Annotated in this window: 13 protein-coding genes and 1 riboswitch; of the genes, 6 read left to right on the plus strand and 7 right to left on the minus strand. The window is 70.9% G+C overall.

What is annotated here, in order from left to right:
* Window positions 1-23 precede the first annotated feature (23 nt).
* Together OIE47_RS31210 and OIE47_RS31215 are read right to left on the minus strand one after the other, a co-directional pair.
* On the minus strand, window positions 24-2402 hold the full coding sequence (locus OIE47_RS31210) for a ribonucleoside-diphosphate reductase subunit alpha (protein ID WP_326563290.1): 2379 nt from the start codon (window positions 2400-2402) through the stop codon (window positions 24-26).
* Between the two features lie 143 nt (window positions 2403-2545).
* A riboswitch (cobalamin riboswitch) is annotated at window positions 2546-2781 on the minus strand.
* 188 nt (window positions 2782-2969) lie between these two features.
* On the minus strand, window positions 2970-3887 hold the full coding sequence (locus OIE47_RS31215) for an oxidoreductase (RefSeq protein ID WP_326558112.1): 918 nt from the start codon (window positions 3885-3887) through the stop codon (window positions 2970-2972).
* 98 nt (window positions 3888-3985) lie between these two features.
* Between OIE47_RS31215 and OIE47_RS31220 the strand changes: the two genes are divergently transcribed.
* Window positions 3986-4552 carry a TetR family transcriptional regulator gene (locus OIE47_RS31220; RefSeq protein ID WP_326558113.1) on the plus strand — a complete coding sequence of 189 codons (567 nt, stop codon included), beginning with the start codon at window positions 3986-3988 and terminating at the stop codon, window positions 4550-4552.
* A gap of 158 nt (window positions 4553-4710) precedes the next feature.
* Window positions 4711-5871, plus strand: a complete 1161-nt coding sequence (locus OIE47_RS31225; RefSeq protein WP_326558114.1) for a low temperature requirement protein A — start codon at window positions 4711-4713, stop codon at window positions 5869-5871.
* Between the two features lie 56 nt (window positions 5872-5927).
* Here the strand turns inward: OIE47_RS31225 and OIE47_RS31230 are convergent, their stop codons facing one another.
* The 3 genes from OIE47_RS31230 to OIE47_RS31240 all read right to left on the minus strand — a co-directional run bounded on the left by OIE47_RS31230 (window position 5928) and on the right by OIE47_RS31240 (window position 9835).
* On the minus strand, window positions 5928-7142 hold the full coding sequence (locus tag OIE47_RS31230; protein ID WP_326558115.1) for an FUSC family protein: 1215 nt from the start codon (window positions 7140-7142) through the stop codon (window positions 5928-5930).
* Between the two features lie 81 nt (window positions 7143-7223).
* Window positions 7224-8615, minus strand: coding sequence for a glycosyl hydrolase family 18 protein (locus tag OIE47_RS31235; protein ID WP_326558116.1), 1392 nt, complete (start codon window positions 8613-8615; stop codon window positions 7224-7226).
* Window positions 8616-8776: 161 nt separating this feature from the next.
* A complete protein-coding gene (locus OIE47_RS31240) occupies window positions 8777-9835 on the minus strand; it encodes a hypothetical protein (RefSeq protein WP_326558117.1) in 1059 nt (352 codons plus the stop codon).
* A gap of 266 nt (window positions 9836-10101) precedes the next feature.
* On the opposite strand from OIE47_RS31240, the gene OIE47_RS31245 reads away from it, so the two are divergent.
* The 3 genes from OIE47_RS31245 to OIE47_RS31255 all read left to right on the plus strand — a co-directional run bounded on the left by OIE47_RS31245 (window position 10102) and on the right by OIE47_RS31255 (window position 14576).
* Window positions 10102-11016 (plus strand): EamA family transporter, encoded by a 915-nt coding sequence (locus tag OIE47_RS31245; RefSeq protein WP_326558118.1) that lies wholly within the window; start codon window positions 10102-10104, stop codon window positions 11014-11016.
* 135 nt (window positions 11017-11151) lie between these two features.
* Window positions 11152-12129 carry an NAD(+)/NADH kinase gene (locus OIE47_RS31250; RefSeq protein ID WP_326558119.1) on the plus strand — a complete coding sequence of 326 codons (978 nt, stop codon included), beginning with the start codon at window positions 11152-11154 and terminating at the stop codon, window positions 12127-12129.
* A 68-nt stretch (window positions 12130-12197) separates the two neighbouring features.
* Window positions 12198-14576 carry an ATP-binding protein gene (locus tag OIE47_RS31255; RefSeq protein ID WP_326558120.1) on the plus strand — a complete coding sequence of 793 codons (2379 nt, stop codon included), beginning with the start codon at window positions 12198-12200 and terminating at the stop codon, window positions 14574-14576.
* 155 nt (window positions 14577-14731) lie between these two features.
* Here OIE47_RS31255 and OIE47_RS31260 read toward each other — a convergent pair whose 3' ends face one another.
* Window positions 14732-15610, minus strand: a complete 879-nt coding sequence (locus OIE47_RS31260; protein WP_326558121.1) for an alpha/beta hydrolase — start codon at window positions 15608-15610, stop codon at window positions 14732-14734.
* Window positions 15607-16260, minus strand: a complete 654-nt coding sequence (locus tag OIE47_RS31265; protein WP_326558122.1) for a GNAT family N-acetyltransferase — start codon at window positions 16258-16260, stop codon at window positions 15607-15609. The genes OIE47_RS31260 and OIE47_RS31265 overlap by 4 nt, the downstream gene beginning before the upstream one ends.
* Before the next feature lie 149 nt (window positions 16261-16409).
* Between OIE47_RS31265 and OIE47_RS31270 the strand changes: the two genes are divergently transcribed.
* Window positions 16410-17363, plus strand: a complete 954-nt coding sequence (locus OIE47_RS31270) for a GntR family transcriptional regulator (RefSeq protein ID WP_326563291.1) — start codon at window positions 16410-16412, stop codon at window positions 17361-17363.
* The last annotated feature ends 146 nt before the right edge of the window (window positions 17364-17509 follow it).

Below are 17509 nucleotides of genomic sequence, written 5' to 3' on the forward strand. Positions count from 1 at the left end.
TCACGTGTGGGTGCGGGTGGGGGCTACTGGCAGGCGTCGCAGGACTCGGGGTTCTCCAGCGAGCAGGCGACCGCGTCGGTGTCGACGGCGACCGGGCGGTTGATGGCGACGGTGGCCTGCTGGATCCGGGTCGCGGGTCGGGACCGCAGGTAGTAGGTGGTCTTCAGCCCCGACTTCCAGGCGTACAGGTACATCGAGGAGAGCTTGCCGATGTTCGGTGCGCTCATGAACAGGTTCAGCGACTGGCTCTGGTCGATGTACGGGGAACGGGCGGCGGCGAGGTCGATCAACGCCCGCTGGGGCAGCTCCCACGCGGTCCGGAACAGCTCCCGTACGTCCGCCGGTAGCGACTCGATGCCCTGGACCGAACCTTCCGCCCGCCGGATCTCGGTACGGACCTGCTCGGTCCACCGGCCGAGCGCCTTGAGCTCCCGGACCAGGGCGGTGTTGATCTGGAGGAACTCCCCGGACAGGGTCTCCCGCTTGAACAGGTTGGACACCTGCGGCTCGATGCACTCGTAACAGCCGGCGATGGAGGCGATGGTCGCCGTCGGGGCGATCGCGACCAGCAGCGAGTTGCGCAGACCGTGTGCCGCGATCCGCTGCCGTACCGCGTCCCAGCGCTGCGCCTGCGTCGGGGTCACGCCCCACAGGTCGGGCTGGAGCTGACCACGGGCCGCCCGGGTCTGCGCGTACGCAGGATGCGGGCCGAACCGTTCGGCCAGGTCGGCGGAGGTTTCCAGGGCGGTCAGGTAGATCTCTTCGGAGATCCTGGTGGACAGCTCCAGCGCCGGCGCCGAGTCGAACGGCATCCGGAGCGCGAAGAAGGCGTCCTGCAGGCCCATCAGGCCGAGCCCGACCGGGCGCCAGCGGGGGTTGCTCGCCGCCGCCTCGACGCTCGGGTAGTAGTTGATGTCGATCACCCGGTCGAGGAAGAGCACGGCCGTACGCACCGTTTCGCGCAGTCGCTCCCAGTCGATGTCGTCGCCCGCGACGTGCGCGGCCAGGTTGATCGAGCCGAGGTTGCAGACCGCCGTCTCGCCGTCGCTGGAGACCTCGACGATCTCGGTGCAGAGGTTCGACAGGTGCACCACGTTGCCGGGCTCGGCGGTCTGGTTGCACAGCCGGTTCGACGGGTCCTTGAACGTCATCCACCCGTTGCCGGTCTGGGCCAGGGTCCGCATCATCCGCCCGTACAGGTCACGGGCCTTGACCTGGCGGACGAACCGGCCGGCGGCCTCGGCGGACCGGTAGGCGGCGTCGAACTCGTCCCCCCACAGGTCGGGCAGCTCGGGCACCTCGGCCGGGTCGAACAGCGACCACGTCTCGTCGGCCTCGACCCGGCGCATGAACTCGTCCGGGATCCAGTTGGCCAGGTTGAGGTTGTGCGTACGCCGGGCGTCCTCACCGGTGTTGTCCCGCAGCTCGAGGAACTCCTCGATGTCCGGGTGCCACGGTTCCAGGTAGACACAGGCCGCGCCCTTGCGCCTGCCTCCCTGGTTGACCGCCGCCACGCTCGCGTCCAGCGTCCGCAGCCACGGCACGATCCCGTTCGACAGCCCGTTCGTGCCACGGATCAGCGCACCCCGGGAACGCACCCGCGACCAGGCGATCCCGATCCCGCCGGCGAACTTCGACAGCTTCGCCACCTGGGCGTACCGGTCGTAGATCGAGTCGAGTTCGTCGCGGGGCGAGTCGACCAGGAAGCAGGACGACATCTGGGTGTGCGCGGTGCCGGAGTTGAACAGCGTCGGGGAACTCGGCAGGTAGGCGAGAGACGACATCAGCCGGTAGAACCCGATCGCCTCACCCGGCGTACGGGACAGGCCGCAGGCGACCCGCAGCAGCCAGTACTGCGGTGTCTCCAGCACCAGCCGGCCGGTCGGGTGCCGCAGCAGATAGCGGTCGTGGACCGTACGCAGTCCGAAGTACTCGAACCGCAGGTCGGCGGTGGGGTCGATGGCGTCGTCGAGCTTGCGGGCGTTGACCGCGACGAACTGCGCCGTGTCGTCGCCGATCAGCCCGAGTTCGTGGCCGAGGCGGATCGCCTGGCTGAACGACGCGATGCCCTGGCCGCGTACCTCCTTGTCGACGTATCCGGCCAGGAGTCGGGCCGCGAGCCGGGAGTACTGGGGTTCCTCGCCGATCATCTCGGCGGCGGTCTGGATCGACAACCGGTCCAGTTCGGCCGTGGTCGCCCCGTCGTAGAGTCCGCTGATCGTCCGGGTCGCCACCCGCAGCGGGTCGATGTCGTCGAGGTCGTCCGCCCAGCGCTCCACCGCCCGGACGATCTTGTTCACGTCGACCGGCTCGAGCGCGCCGTTGCGCTTGCGCACCTGCATCTGCGTACGCCGCTGTCCCGGCGCGGGCGGATCGCCGTCCGCCGTCGTGCCGTCCGGCATCAACTCTGTGACCGTCACCTGTCGCTCCTCGTACTCGTCGCCGACGAGGTCCGGAGTGCGCGCAGGCAGGCAGGGACGCACGCGAGGGCGCGCGTCTGTGCCGTCGGCCGTCCCGCGCGGCCTCGGACCGCCGCGCACGGATGGCCGGCGCGGCGCGGCTGGCAGGTCTTCGGACTCATGGGCGCGGCCCCGGGAAATCCCGTGACCCCCTACTGACCGTCGCTTCCCAGGCCACCCGGCAGAGGCCGGTTGTCTCCCAGTGCTGTGTGACGGCTGTCGTTCCCACTCACCGCTGCGGGGCAGTCCCGGACTTCCACCGGGTTCCCTCTTGCCTCAGCCGGGTTGGATGCCCGGCTGAACCAGTCGCGGCCCAGACTATATATGGGGGAGGGCTGGATACCGAACACCAGATGTCGTGTCGGTGTGTTGGTAAGTGCGGACCCGGCACCCTCCATCGAGGTTGGTCGTCCGGGGTCGGCGTACACCCGCCGCACCGTCCGTAATGGTCCCTGCCGGCACGCCGCGGCCCGGGCAGGGACCCCGGCGTACGTCACTGAGCGCTACCGGTCAGAGCGGGAAGGAGACGCCGGTGAGGCGTTCGCTGTCGGCCCACAGTCGCCTGCCCTCGGCGGGGTCGTCGGCGCCGCGCGGCAGGGCCACCGGTTTCGGCGTGCCGGCGGTCTGGTTGCGGGAGGCGGGGCCGATGAACGCGCCGGCGTGGACGTCGGGGCTGGTCGCGGCGTAGAGGCTGGGCCACGCGGCGCCCTCCGGCGAGCCCATCAGGAACCTCTCCATCACCCCGCTGAGTGCCCGGAGGAGCGCACCTCGGGTGTGCTGTTGGAGGTTGGTCATGGCGGCGCCGGGGTGGATCACGACGGGGGTGATGGTCGTCCCGGTGAGGCGGCGGGCGAGTTCCCGGGTGAAGACGACGTTGGCGCGTTTGGACTTCGCGTACGCGGCCATCGGGCGGTAGCGTTCCTCGCTCATCAGGTCGGTCAGTGCCCCGCTGCGCCAGGTCGCGGCGATCGCGCTGACCGTCACGATCCGGGCCGCGGGGGAGCGCCGTAGGGCGGGCAGCACCTGGGCGGTGAGCGCGAAGTGGCCGAGGTGGTTGGTGCCGAAGGTCAGCTCGAACCCGTCCGTGGTGGTCCGGCGTTCCGGGATGTTCATCACCCCGGCGTTGTTGACCAGCAGGTCGAGGGTCTCGGTCGCGGCGATCCGCTCGGCCGCCTCCCTGACCGAGGCCAGGTCACCCAGGTCCAGGACCAGGGTTTCCAGGTCCGCCTGCGGCACCTCGGCGCGCAGCGTACGGACCGCCTCGTCGAGCCGTGCCCGGCTCCGCCCGGCCAGGATCACCCGGGTTCCGTGCCGGGCGAGGACCCGTGCCGTTTCCAGCCCGATTCCGCTGTTCGCGCCCGTGATGAGGGCGGTACGCCCGGTCTGGTCGGGGATCGCCTCGGGTGTCCAGTGAGCGTGGTTCGGCATCACACCACTCCTTCGTAGTGAACATTCATTCAGTAAGGCGACGATATCCACGGTCGAGGCGGCTTGTCAAATGAATGTTCAGTAGGCAAGCTGGGAGCATGAGTACCCGTGACCCGGAGACCAAACGTCAGCGCCTGCTGGAGGCGGCCCTGTCGGAGTTCGCCGCGTACGGCCTGGCCGGGGCGCGGGTCGACCGGCTCGCCAAGCGGGCGGGGATCAGCGCCGGCCTCGTCTACTCGTTCTACGAGAACAAGGAGGGCCTGTTCGAGGCGGTTTTCGACGCGATCGTCGAGCAGGTGGTCGCGGGGGTCCCGATGGACGCCGACGACCTGGGCGAGTACGCCGCACGCCTCTACGACGGCGGGCTGGCCCACCCCGAGGTGATGCGGTTCGTGGCCTGGTACGAGCTGGAGCGCGGCGACTCGGCCGGCCGGCGCGCGTCCACCTCCACCGCGATGAAGCAGAAGGTCGACGCGGTGGCGGAGGCCCAGCGTCGGGGCGTCGTCACCGACCGGTTCACCGCCGGGCAGATCCTGGCCCTGGTGCAGAACCTCGCCAACATGTGGCAGATGCAGGGCGCCGACTTCCTGGAACTCGTACCCGAGCAGACCCGGCGTACGACGATCGTGGACGCCGTACGCCGTTTGGTCGCTCCCGCCCGCTGACGGCTCCCGGCGGGCTCGCAGGACCGTTCGTCACCGGATTCCGGGATCGGTGCCGTCGCCCTGTGGTACGACTGGCTGCGACGACGGATCGGTACGGGGCCGGTTGTCGCCCGAACCGGCAGCCCGGAGGCGGGCGGGAGCGTGGGAACGGGCGGCGCATGACAACGGGTAGAGGCTCCACGCTGATCCGCGACCCGAGCCAACCGCAGCGGGCCACGTACGTGGAGCTCTTCTACGACCTGGTTTTCGTGTTCACCCTCGCCCGGCTCGCCGAGGCGCTGATCGAGGACCTGCACCCGCTCGGTGCGTACGAGGCGCTGATCCTCCTGCTCGCGACCTGGTGGGTGTGGTCGTACACCAACCTGGCCACGGACACGCTGGACTCGCAGCGGCCCGCCGTCCAGTTGCTGGTCATCGCGATCATGTTCGGCAGCCTGGTGATGTCGACCGCGATACCCGACGCGTTCGACGGTCGGGGACCGCTCTTCGCCTCCGCGTACGTCGGAATCCACCTCGGCCGCAGCGTGGTGCTCGCGTTCATCCTGCGCCACCACCGGCTGCGCAACCGGCCGCTGCGCGGCATCTTCTGGTTCGGCGTCTCCGGCGTGCTCTGGTTCGTCGGCGCCTTCGTCACCGGCGGGCTGCGGGTGCTGTTCTGGACGGTGGCGCTCGCCGTGGACTACCTCGTGCCGGTGTTGCGCTGGCCCACGCCGAAGCTGGGCCGGTCACCGGCCTGGGAGTGGAACATGGCCGGGGAGCACCTCGCCGAGCGGTACCGGCAGTTCATGATCATCGCGCTCGGCGAGACCATCGTGATCACCGCCCGGACCTTCCGGAGCAGCGACTACGGGTCCCAGCGCGTCTTCGCCTTCGTGACCGCGTTCGCCACCACGGTCCTGCTCTGGTGGATCTACTTCTACCGGACGAGGGAGAAGCTCGGCAGTGCCATCACCGGCTCGGCCGACCCGGGCCGGGAGACCAAGTGGGCCGGGTACGCACACCTGGTCATGGTGGCCGGCGTCGTACTCACCACGGTCGGCGACGAGCTGATCATCAGGCACCCGTACGGCCCGATGGAGGGGAGCTGGGTCGCGGTCATCATCGGCGGCCCGGTGCTGTTCCTCGTCGGTCGCACCATGCTGGGGCACGAGGTCTTCGTGCACGTGGCCCATCCCTGGCTGGTCGGGCTCGTGGTCCTGGTCGCCATGGCACCGGCGATGATCTTCCTGGCGCCGGTCGCCGTTGCCGGCACCGTGGTGGCGGTCCTGTTCGGGATCGTGCTCACCGACGCCCTCAGCGTCCGGGAGCGGCGGAGCTGACGGACGAGCGGGACGGCCGGCTGCCGAGCGGGGTACGGCCCGGTCCCGGCCCATCCTCAGCCGGGCCCCGGTCGGACCGGTACGGGTTCCTGACCGTTCGACGCGTCGCGTACGAGGTTCCGTGCGTCGCTGCGGCTGATGCTGGTGGCCCGGAGCAGGTCGACGACGGCACTGCGGATCTGCCCGATCACCACCGTGCCCGACAGGTCGACCCCCTCGGCCCTGGCCCGGCCCGCGTCGCTGACCGCCCGCAGGGCCGCCCGACGCGCCTCCCGTGGCTCCCAGCCCCGGGTGAACTCGTAGTTCAGCAGGCGGATGGCCTCGCTGAGGTTCTTCACCGCCGGTGGCAGGCTGGCCGGAACCGGCTCGTTGTCCTCGATCAGGACCACGGCTCGCCGGATCAGTCCTCGGCTGTTCCACACGGCGCGGTCCATCTGCTCGACCCCGACCTGGAACTGCATCAGGGCACGGCGTCGATGCCATCGCGCGGGTGCCAGGTTGACCACCTCCTTCGCGCCCGCCAGGGCGTCGCGCAGCCGCTCCAGGTCGGTCCCGATCTCGCGCAGCCGGTCCAGTGCCGCCTCGGCGCGACCGGCGTCCCGTTCCGCCAGCGCCCGGGCGGTGCGGGACAACTGCTCGGCGAGCTCGTCCAGGGCCGGATTGGCGGCCCGTTCGACCAAACGCAGGGGACTGATCGGCAGGAGCACCACCACGACGATCAGCCCGACCGCGCCACCGATGACCGCGTCGAGGAACCGGGGCCCCTCCAGGTCCGGCGACGACGGGGTCAGGGCGGCGATGAAAACGGCCGTACCACCGGCCTGGCTGACCAGGGTCCCGTGTCCGCTGATCACGATCGCCGTGATGATCGCGAGGGTCACCGTAAGCCCGATCTGCCACGGCCCGGTGCCGATCGCGGCGATCAGTCCGTCGCCGATGGCAATGCCCACCGCCACCCCGAGGATCAGCTCGACGGATCGCCCCAGGCGCTGCCCGATGGAGGAGGCGATGGTGCCGACCGCCGCGGCCGGGGCGAAGATCGGCGCCGGGTCACCCGCCAGTTCGTGGGCCACCAACCACGACAGGGCTGCCGCGACGCCGGCCTGGACGGCAAGGATCAGCTTGGTCTGGAGCTGACGGTAGCGGTCCCGTCCGGTCGACTCGCCCCGCCGTCGTACCTCGTCGAGCGCCCGATCGAGCCGCTGCCCCTCGGCGTCGAGGGGCAGCGTCAGCTTCCGCCCGAGGCTCCGCCTCCACCAGGTGGCGACCATCGGCCTGCCTAACCCGCTGCGGGGCGGCGAACCGTCGACCAACCGATACCACGCGTTCGCGTGGGGTGGTGGGCGTCGCCGTCAGCGGCCCTGGAGGGCCTTCACGTTGTCGCCGAACGTCCAGTTCTTCGCGCCGTCCCAGTTGATGGACCAGGTCATCAGCCCCTTGAGGCTGCCCTGGTAGCTGTTCCAGGCCTGCGACACCAGCGCGGGGGACATGTGGCCACCGCCGGCGCCCGGTTGGGCGGGCAGTCCGGGCACCTGCTTGTCGTACGGCACCCTGATGGTGGTGCCCTGGATGACCAGTCCGGTGTTCAGGCAGTTGGTCTGAGCGGTGAAGCCCTGGACCGTACCGGCGGCGTAGGAGTCACCGGAGCAGCCGTACATGCTGCCGTTGTAGTACTGCATGTTCAGCCACCACAGCCGGCCGTTGTCGGCGTACTTCTTCACGATCGGCAGGTAGGAACCCCAGATCGACCCGTACGTGACGCTGCCACCGGTGACGTACGCCGTCTCGGGCGCCATCGTGAGACCGAAGTTGGACGGCATCTGGGCGAGCACCCCGTCGATGATGCGGATGAGGTTCGCCTGCGAGGTGGAGAGCTGGTTGATGTTGCCGCTGCCGGTGAGCCCGGTCTCGATGTCGATGTCGATCCCGTCGAAGTTGTACCTCTTCAGGAGCGGTACCACGGTCGCGACGAACCGGTCGGCGACGGCGGTCGAGCTGAGGTCGATGCCGGCGGTGGCGCCACCGATCGACATCAGGATGGTCAGGCCCGCCGCCTTGGCCTGGCACATCTCGGCCGGGGTCGCGACCTTCACGGTGGCGTCCATGCCGTCTTCCCAGAGGACCGTGCCGTCGGAGCGGATCACCGGGAACGCCGCGTTGATCACGTTGTAGCCGTGCGCCCGGATGCGGGAGTCGGTGATCGGGATCCAGCCGAGCGGCGGGTGCACCCCGTTCGAGGCACCGTCCCAGTTCTCCCAGTACCCGTGCAGCACCTTGCCCGCCGGCCTCGACTTGACCGCACACGTTCCCGGTCCCGACGTCACCGACGGCGTCGGCGTCGGGGTGGCCGTACGGGTCGGCGTCGGCGTCGGCGTGGTGGTGCGGGTCGGCGTCGGTGAGGGAGTCGGCGTACGGGTGGGTGTCGGCGAGGGTGTCGGGGTGCCGCCGTCGCAGGCGCCGAGATCGTGCCACAACGAGGCAGCGGCGACGGGATTCCACCCCGCACCCGCCGGTGGGGTGTGGGTCACCAGGGACTCGTACAGGCGGCCGTTGTAGGTGACCCGGCTACCTGCCGGATAGGTGACGCCCTCCGCCCATGCCGGCGCGGAGCAGACCACGAGCACCACGTTCGCGGGACTGCCGTCCACCTCTGCGGCGAGGCCGTTCGGCGCCGGCGCGAACCCGGTCACGATGGCTACCGCTGCGCCCGCTACCAGGGCGGTTACCTCACGTCGGAGTCTCATGGCACCCCACCTCGTCGATGGGCAGGAAGCCTATCAGTTAAGTTTCTTCAATGTAACTGTCTCGATGTCGTGGTGGGGTCGTACGCGTCGGTGCGGCGGTCGGGCGCCGAGCTGCCGGTGGACAGCGCGGGCCCGACCGCCGCCGGCCGGCTCCGGTTCTGTCAGTCGACGACGGCCGGCGCCGTCTTCGCCGCGGCGGCCAGGGCCGCGGCCTCGCTCGCGTACGGGTTGTAGGTGTACGCACGCGACAGGCTGCCCGGCACCGTGAAGTACTCGACGGAAAGCTTCGCCGGGTCGGTGGCGATCTGGCCCCTGCCCGGCAGGTCGTCGCCGTCGTCCCAGCCCCACGGCGCGTTCGCCGAGTTGGTCGAGCAGCCGAAGGTGCCCGAGCCGCAGTTGTCGGAGGTGTCACCGGCAAAGGTGCCGAGGTTCGCGAAGAGACTGGCGTTCGCCCGCTGCGCCCACAGACCACCGGCGGCGAACATGTCGACGAGCTGGTAGCGCACGTCCCGGTCGTTGCCGTCGCTCGGCGTCTCCGCGACCGTGGAGGGGTAGTACACGATCCCGTCGCCGTTGATGTTGTACTGCGGATACGCCTTCAGGCCGTGGCCCTGGGCCTCCTGCGCCGTCACCGGGTGCTGGAACGAGTCGTGCGGCGAGGACTGGAGCTGCAGCGTCCCGTCGACGTTCTCCCGCCCGCCGGACCAGGTGCTACCGGCCGGCGTGTACGAGTAGAAGCTGCTGTGCGCCACGGTCACCGCCGAGCGCAGCACCCCGTACGTGGACCCGTCCCGCTCGATCGCGAACAGCACACCCTCGCCGTCGTTCTCGTGCTCGGTCTCGAAGAACGGGTGGTCCGTCCAGTCCCGTGGGTGGAAGAAGAGGTAGGTGATGTACCAGTGCGTGGTGGTCTCGACCACGGAGTAGTAGCCGTGCGCGGCGAACGAGACCCCGGCCTGGCCCGCGCGGTCCCAGTTGTTGCGCCCGTTGAGGTCGCCGTCGAAGTCGACCTTCGTGATGTAGTCGGACCGGCCGCCGAGCGCGTGGCTCCCGGTGGCGTCGACGTCCTGGTAGTGGATCGGCGCCCAGCGCAGCGCCAGTTCCGCCCGGCTGACCGCCGCGCTCGCCGGGGCGGGTGCCGTGAACCCGATGGTCGCGAGCGTCGCCGCCAGGGTGGCCGCCACCAGGGATCTCCCGGCGATCCTGCTTCTGTTGAGCATGTGTGCTCTCCCACGTCCGGTATGGATAGACCGATGGGAATCTATGTGATCCATGGCGGCCGGGGCGTGTCCGGTGGGCGAATGCTGAGTTGATGACGGTCGACGGTTGTCGTCCGGGCTCGGTGGCCACCCTCGGGGAGCCGGGCGGGGACAGGGCCGGCGGAATCGGGCGGCCGTGCGTGGCGGCGGTGGGGAGGACACGTGGAGCCCGTCGCCCCCGTCCGGTGCATTTCCGGTTTTGGATCGTGGCACCGACACTGGCTGCCATGAGCGTGAGGACAGCCGGCGTTGCGGCGGACCCGGCCGGTGCCCCGGATCGGGATGCCGGCCGTGGTCCGGTGCTCGGCGGGCTGGCCATCATGACCGCCAGCGCCGCCAGCAACCAGGTCGGCGCTGCCGTCGGCGCCCATGCCTTCACCACGATCGGGCCGGTCGGCGTGGTGGCGGTACGTCAGTTGGTCGCCGCCGCTGTCCTCCTGCCGGTGGCCCGGCCGAACGTACGCCGTTTCACCTGGGGGCAGTGGTGGCCGACGCTCCTGCTCGGGCTGGTCTTCGCCACCATGAACCTGAGCCTGTACACCGCCATCGACCGGATCGGGCTCGGCCTGGCCGTCACCCTGGAGGTGCTCGGCCCGCTCGGGGTCGCGCTGGCCGGCTCCCGTACCCGTCGGGACATCCTCTGCGTCGCCGCCGCCGCACTCGGTGTCTACGTCCTCGTGCTGCCCGGCCCGAGCAGCGACTACCTCGGCGTCGGCCTCGGCCTGCTGGCCGCCGCCTGCTGGGCGGCCTACATCCTGCTCAACCGATTGCTCGGCGGCCGGCTGCCCGGTCTGCAGGCACCGGCGACCGCCACCGCGGTCTCGGCCCTGCTCTACCTGCCGGTCGCGGCGTTTCTGGTCGCCCAGGGACGGCTGCACGGCACCGCCCTGCTCTACGCCGTCGTCGCCGGTGTGCTCAGCTCGGTGGTGCCCTACGCCGCCGACCTGATCGCACTGCGCCGGGTACCGGCCCGCTTCTTCGGCGTTGTCATGAGCGTCCACCCGGTGCTGGCCGCCCTCGCCGGCCTCCTCATCCTCCGGCAGGCGCTGGACCTCCACGTTTGGGCCGGCATCCTGCTCGTCGTCACCGCCAACGTGCTCGCCGTCGCCACGACCCGGACCCGGTCGCGGGCCACCGGCTGACCCCCGCCCCCGACCTCCCGGCGCGGGCCGGGACGGCGGGTGCGGCGCCGACCGGGTACGCGTCCCGCGCGCCGGCCCGACGGGACCCGTCAATCAGCCCGCGCGACCGCCGGGGCCGTGGCTAGGCTGGCCGGAGTGAGCACCGAGGCGGCAACGGCGGACGACAGCGGGGTCCCCGTGCTGGGCCTGGTGGTCCATCCCACCCGGGCGGTGGACGAATCCGTGTCCACGATCCTGAGCTGGGCCCGGACCCACGCGGTCCGGGTCGTCGCCCGGGACCGGGACCGCGACCGGATCACCGGGAAGATCGACACGCTGCCCGATCCGCGGTTCGTCGCCCAGCTCAAAGGGCTGGTCGCGCTCGGCGGCGACGGGACCATGCTCGGGGCGATGCGGCTGGTCGCCGAACGGCCCGTACCGGTGCTCGGCGTCAACCACGGCAGCCTGGGCTTCCTCGTCGAAGTCACGCCCGACACCCTGGAAACGGCGCTTGCCCGACTCGTGGACGGCGACTTCACGATCGAGTGCCACGGCTGCCTGGTCGTCGCCTGCGGCAGTGGCCGGCCGTTCCGGACCGACACCGGCTTCAACGACATCGTGCTGGCCCGGCGCAGCCGGACGGGCGCCATCTCGCTCGATCTCACCGTCAACGACCAGCAGTACGGCTACTACCGGTGCGACGCGCTCGTACTCGCCACGCCCAGCGGCTCCACCGCGTACAACTACGCCGCGGGCGGACCCATCGTGTCGCCGTCGGCGGCGGCGATCGTGATCACGCCGGTGGCGGCGATGTCGGGCATCGGCCGGGCCATCGTGCTCGGCGCCGGAGACCGGGTGTCGCTGCACATCGACCCCGACAGTGCGCCGGTGTACCTCGACGTGGACGGCACCCCGTCGGCCGAACTCGAACCCGGCGACGTGCTCACCGCGCACCTGCGCGAGGACGCCGGCCAGGTCGTACGCCTGTCCGCCGGCACGCACGCCCGGCGGAGCCGGATCAAGCTGAGCCTGCTCGACCTCCCGTTGCGCCGCGACCAACTCCTCGAACTCATCCCCGAGAAGCTCCGCATGCACGGCGAGGCGATCCAGGATCCGGAACTGGGGGATGGCTGATCGCCACCAGGCCGCGGATGGGGTCATAGCCGACACATCGACGTGATCAGCGGCCGTACGCTGAGCGGGTGGCCCTGATCGGACGCCGCCGCGAGCTCGCCGCGGTGGCACAGTTGCTCGACCGGGCCGTAACGGGAACGGGCGGGCACCTCGTTGTCACCGGGCCGACCGGAGCGGGCAGGACGGCGCTGGTCGACGCTGCCGCGACCCTGGCCCGTACCCGTGGTCTGCCGGTGTTCCGGGTGAGCGGGACCGGCCTCGACGCCGGCCTGCTGATCTGGGACCAACTGCTCCGCGATCTCGGAGCGGGTGAACTGCCGTCCGACGCCAGGCTCGGAGACCTCGACCGGATCGCCCGCGCGGCGGCCGACGGTGGACCGCGCCTGCTCCTGGTCGACAACATCGGCCGGGCCGGTACGCCGGCCGTGGAGTTCCTGACCCTGCTCGCGTCCCGGCTCGGCTCGGGCGCGACGGCGTTGCTCGCGACGGCGGAGGAACCCCTCGGCCTGACGCCGGAGCTACGCCTGCCCGGCCTGACCGAACCGGAACTGGCCGACCTGACCGACGGCCTGCCCACCGGGCCGCTTCCCGACGGGACGCTGCACGCCGTGTGGCTGGCCTCGGCCGGGCGACCCGGAGCCGCCATCCGCCTCGCCGGTGAACTGGCCGGTCTCGACATCACCGCCGACGCCGTCATCCACCTGGCACTCACGACGCCGTCGAGGGCGGAGTTCCTCGATCTCGACGCGGGCCTGATCCGCCTCTTGGAGGTCGCGGCCGCCCGGCCGTTGCCCGCGCCGGTCCGGGCCCGGGTGCTGACCCGGCTGGCCCGCGAGCTGCTGGGTGACCCGTCGGCCGGAGCCCGCCGGCGTGAGCTGGTCGAGGAGGCGGTTGCCCTGGCCCGGAGCACCGGCGATCCCGGCATCGTCGCCGAGGTCCTCGACGGCCGGCTGCACGCCCTGTGGGACCCGGCCGCCGCCCGGGAACGCCTGGCCACCGCGACGGAGATCGTGGAGCAGGCGCGCCGGGCCGGGGATGCGACGGTCGAGCGACGCGGACTGTTCTGGCGCTTCACCGCATGGGCGGAACTGGGAGACCTGGTGGCGGCCGAGGCGGCGCTGACGGCGTACGCCCGCGCCGCCGACCTGGCCGGCGACGCCGAGGCGGCGGTGATGGTGCTGGCCCGCCAGGCGATGCTGGCGACGATCCGGGGCCGATTCGAGGAGGCCGTGGCGCTCGCCGGCGACGTGGCGGAACAGGGCCGTCGGGCCGGACTCGTCGACACGGACCGCCTGGTCGCCTCGCTGTACGGCCGCCTCGCCCTGATGCGCGGCGAGGCCGAGCCGCAGGTGGAGACCCTGCATGGGCTCGCCCGGCGGTTGCCCGGTCACTTCTTCGAGGCGACCGCGGCCCGGACACTCGCCGAATGCGGCCGAGACACCGAGGCGCTCCTCGAACTCGAACGGGTCCTGCCGGCCGTGCTCGCCGGATCCGGGCCGCGCTGGGTGGGAGCCCTCGCCGACCTGGCGATCGTGGCCGCGCGCGGCGGTGAACCCACCTCCGCGCAGGCCCTGTACGACGCCCTGCTTCCGTACGGTGGGCGGCTGGTCGTCTGGGGTGGCGCCAACACGATCACCGGACCGGTGGACGACTACCTGGGCCGGCTCGCCACCCGGCTGGGTCGACCCGACCAGGCGCTGCAGCACCTGGACAGCGCGGTCGAGTTGGAACAGCGGATCGGCGCTCTGCCGTGGCTGGCGTACACGCTGGCCGCGCGGGCCGGCGCGCTGTCCGTACGCGGCGCCGAGGGGGACCGGGGTCGGGCCGGTGACGACCTCGGGCGGGCCCGGTCGCTGGCGCAGCGGCTCGGCATGGGTGGGCTGCTCGGCACCCTCGCCCCACCGGCGGACGAGTGGCGGCTGAGCCGCGACGGGGACGGCTGGCGGCTCGACGCCGGTGCCGAGACGGTCCGGCTGCGCGACGGTCGCGGGATGGGGTACCTGCGGGCGCTGTTGGCCGCACCCGGTCAGGAGATCGCCGCACTGGATCTCGTCGCCGGGGGCGCCGGCCTGCGGGTCCCCGAGGGCGCCCCGATCCTCGACGACGTCGGCCGTGCCGCCTACCGGAGCCGGTTGCGGGCGCTGGACGAGCAACTCGACGTGGCGGACCGGGCGGGGGACGTCGAGCGTGCGGCGGCGGCCCAGGTCGAACGTACCGCGCTGCTGGCGGAGCTGAGGCGGGCCAGCGGGCTGGGCGGGCGGCCGAGGGCCCAGGCGGGCGAGACCGAACGGGCGAGGGTCAACGCGACCCGGGCGTTGTGGGCGGCCGTCGAACGGGTCGAGTCGGCCGCGCCGCTGGCCGGGGCGCACCTGCGGGCATCACTGCACACCGGCCGGGTGCTCCGGTACCAGCCGGCGCCGGGCGGCCCGACCCGCTGGCGGGTGTGACCCCTGTTTCCGCAGGTAAAAGGCTCACGGGAGCCCCTTTTGCATCGTTCCGCACGGATGTCGGGTCAAGCGCGCCGCCCCCGCTGGCACCTCGCCACCGAGCCAGAAAGCGCGGGGAGTTGGCTCGGTGGCGAGGTTTGCCGTTGTGCGTCTCGTCAGCGGCCGGCGAGTTCGGCGAAGATCTCCACCAGTTCGGGTCGGTCAAACGGTCCGACGTGGGGTGCCGCGACGCTTCGTACGTCGGTCGGGTTGTCCGGGGTGAGGCGGTCGGCCTCGGCGATGAACCGATCCTGTAGCGCGGGTGGGATCAGCCGGTCGTGGGTGAAGCGCACGTACGTCCGGGGAATCCGGCCCCAGGTTCCCGCTTCGCCGCGCGCGTCGGCCAGGGGGATGCTGACGGGCTCGTCAGGTTCGAGCATGTTGAGCAGCCGACTCACCGCCTCGTCGGTGAAATCGCCGGCGAGGCACTGCCTGATGCCGTCGAATACCGACGGGTCGGCCGAGCGCCAGTTGATCCGGGCCACGCCGAGGATCGCCGGATCGGCGACCACTGCCTGGGTCACCAGGGGAAGCAGGCTGTCGCTGTTCTCGGGTGTGGCGAGATATGCGGCCACGTTCGGGAGGTCGACGCAGCAGTACGCCGCCATGTAGACGACCCGATCGAGCAGTTCGGGGATCGCGTTGCCGACCCTGCTCACGGTGACGCCGCCCTGGCTGGCGCCGGCCAGGATCACAGGCCCGTGGCGACGAGCGCGGCGCACCACGTCCACGACACGCTCGACATAGTCGTCGATGGTGATCTTGGCAAGCGGAGACGGCTCGGTTGCCAGCCCGTCGAGGTCCTGCGGGGCCTGGTACGAGCGGGGAAAGAAGCCTTCAGCGCCGTGTCCCGGAAGGTCGACGGCCACGCACCGGTGCCCCCGCAGGGTGAGTTCGGTGATCAGTCCCGAGCAGAAATGCGACGAGGAGTTGGTGCCGTGCACAAAGACCAGGGTCGGCGGTCGGCGGTCGGTGGTGATGTCTTTTGTCGTCATCGAGGTTCTCCCTTGTGGTGGTGCAATTGGTGGGATGGTCGACGGCGCGGTTGGCGCCACATCGGCCACAGGAGTGGGCTGTCCGCCACGCGAACCGGTTCGCCGAGATCCTCGAAGCCGTACCGCAGGTAGAGGGCTCGGCTCCGGGGTGAACTCGCCTCCAGGTAGGCGGCGATTCCGTCGGCGTCCGCTCGTTCCAACCGGTGGCGCAACATGGCCGAGCCGAGTCCGGCGCCCTGCCGCCCGCCCACCACCCCCATGCACGAGAGGTAGAGGTGCGGTTCACGACGGGGATGCCGCTCGGCCAGCGCCTGCCCGAGGGTCCGCAACCGTGCGCCGTTCTCGCCGAAGATCGATTTCTGGTCCACGTCGGGCGCGTCCGGAGGTTCCTCCTCGGGTGCCTGGCCCGCAGCCAACGCCAGCCACACCGAGGCGCCCTCACCGCGACCGACCAGGTATGCCTCGGCGGTGCCTCGATCCAGCAGGTGGCCGTAGAAGTGCGACTGGAGACGGCGGCGCTCACCCGACGCGGGGAAGAGCCAACAGGCGACCGGATCGTCCATGAACGCCTCGGTGAGGATGCCCGACACCGCCTGCCGGTCTGCGACATCCGCCCGCCACACCGGTGCGTACGGTGTATCGTTTGTCATGCGTACAACGTATCGGCGCGCCTGGCGAAATCGACCCAGTGCAGGTCGGCGACCTCGATAAGTGTGCTAATCAGAGGAAAAGTGTCCTAGTACAATCCGGTCGGACGACAACCTCACCAGAAGATCGGAGGGCGGCCATGTCCGCGCCGATGCCCCGCCCGGATCCGCCGTATCGGCGCATCGTCGAGGAGATCCGCGGCCGAATTCTGGCCGGCGACCTACGGCCGGGGGACCGGGTACCCTCGGTCCGGCAAATCGCCCAGCGATGGGGCGTCGCGGTCGCGACCGCGACCAGAGCGATGGCGACTCTCCGCGACGACGGGCTGGTCGAGGCGACGGTCGGTTCCGGCACGGTGGTCAGCAACCACACCCGCCGCAGGTACCCGGTCAGCCCGGCCGCGTCGCAACGGCCGCGGCAGGCCGGCACGCTCAAGCAGCCCCTGGGCCGGATGCATGTTCTTCGCGCCGCCATCGCGATCGCTGACGTCGAGGGACTCGACGCAGTGTCCATGCGGCGTCTCGCGGTCGACCTCGGCGTCGGCCCGATGTCGCTCTACCGGCACGTGGCGAACAAGGACGAACTGGTGACGCAGATGGCCGACGAGGTCTTCGGCGAAGCCGAACTGCCCGACCCGGGACCGCCCGGGTGGCGGGCGAAGCTCGAACTGGTCGCCCGCCGGCAGTGGGAGCTGTGCCAGCGACACCTCTGGCTGCCCAGAGCCGTCTCGTTCACCCGTCCGGCGCTTACGCCCAACATGATGGCGCACACGGAGTGGATCCTGCACGCGCTCGACGGACTCGGGCTGTCCATGACGACCCGGATCCGCGAGGCGCTCACGCTTCACGGACTGGTCGCCACCGTCGCGCTGTCCATGGCGGCCGAGTTCGAATCGGAGCAGGAAGCCGGAATCACGCTCGACGGGTGGTGGTCGGCACAGCAGAAGCGAGCCGATCAGACGCTCGACAGTGGACGATTTCCACTGCTGGCGACGATCCCGACGGAGACGGTGTCGGACCTCAACGGACTGTTCGAGTACGGCCTCGAGCGCCATCTCGACGGGTTCGCCGCCCTGGTGGAGGATCCTGCCCGAATGTGGTCATGAGGGCGCGACGGACCGTCCGGGACAGCACCGTACGTAGCATCTGGGTGGTTTGTCGCCTTGACGACTTCGAAGGAACACTCTCAGCTCACGGTGTGAGCCACGCCACGTACGGGTTGTGCGCAGCCGAGTTACGCCTTGTCGGTGAA

The sequence above is a fragment of the Micromonospora sp. NBC_01796 genome, from assembly GCF_035917455.1.
Classification (GTDB): Bacteria; Actinomycetota; Actinomycetes; order Mycobacteriales; family Micromonosporaceae; genus Micromonospora_G.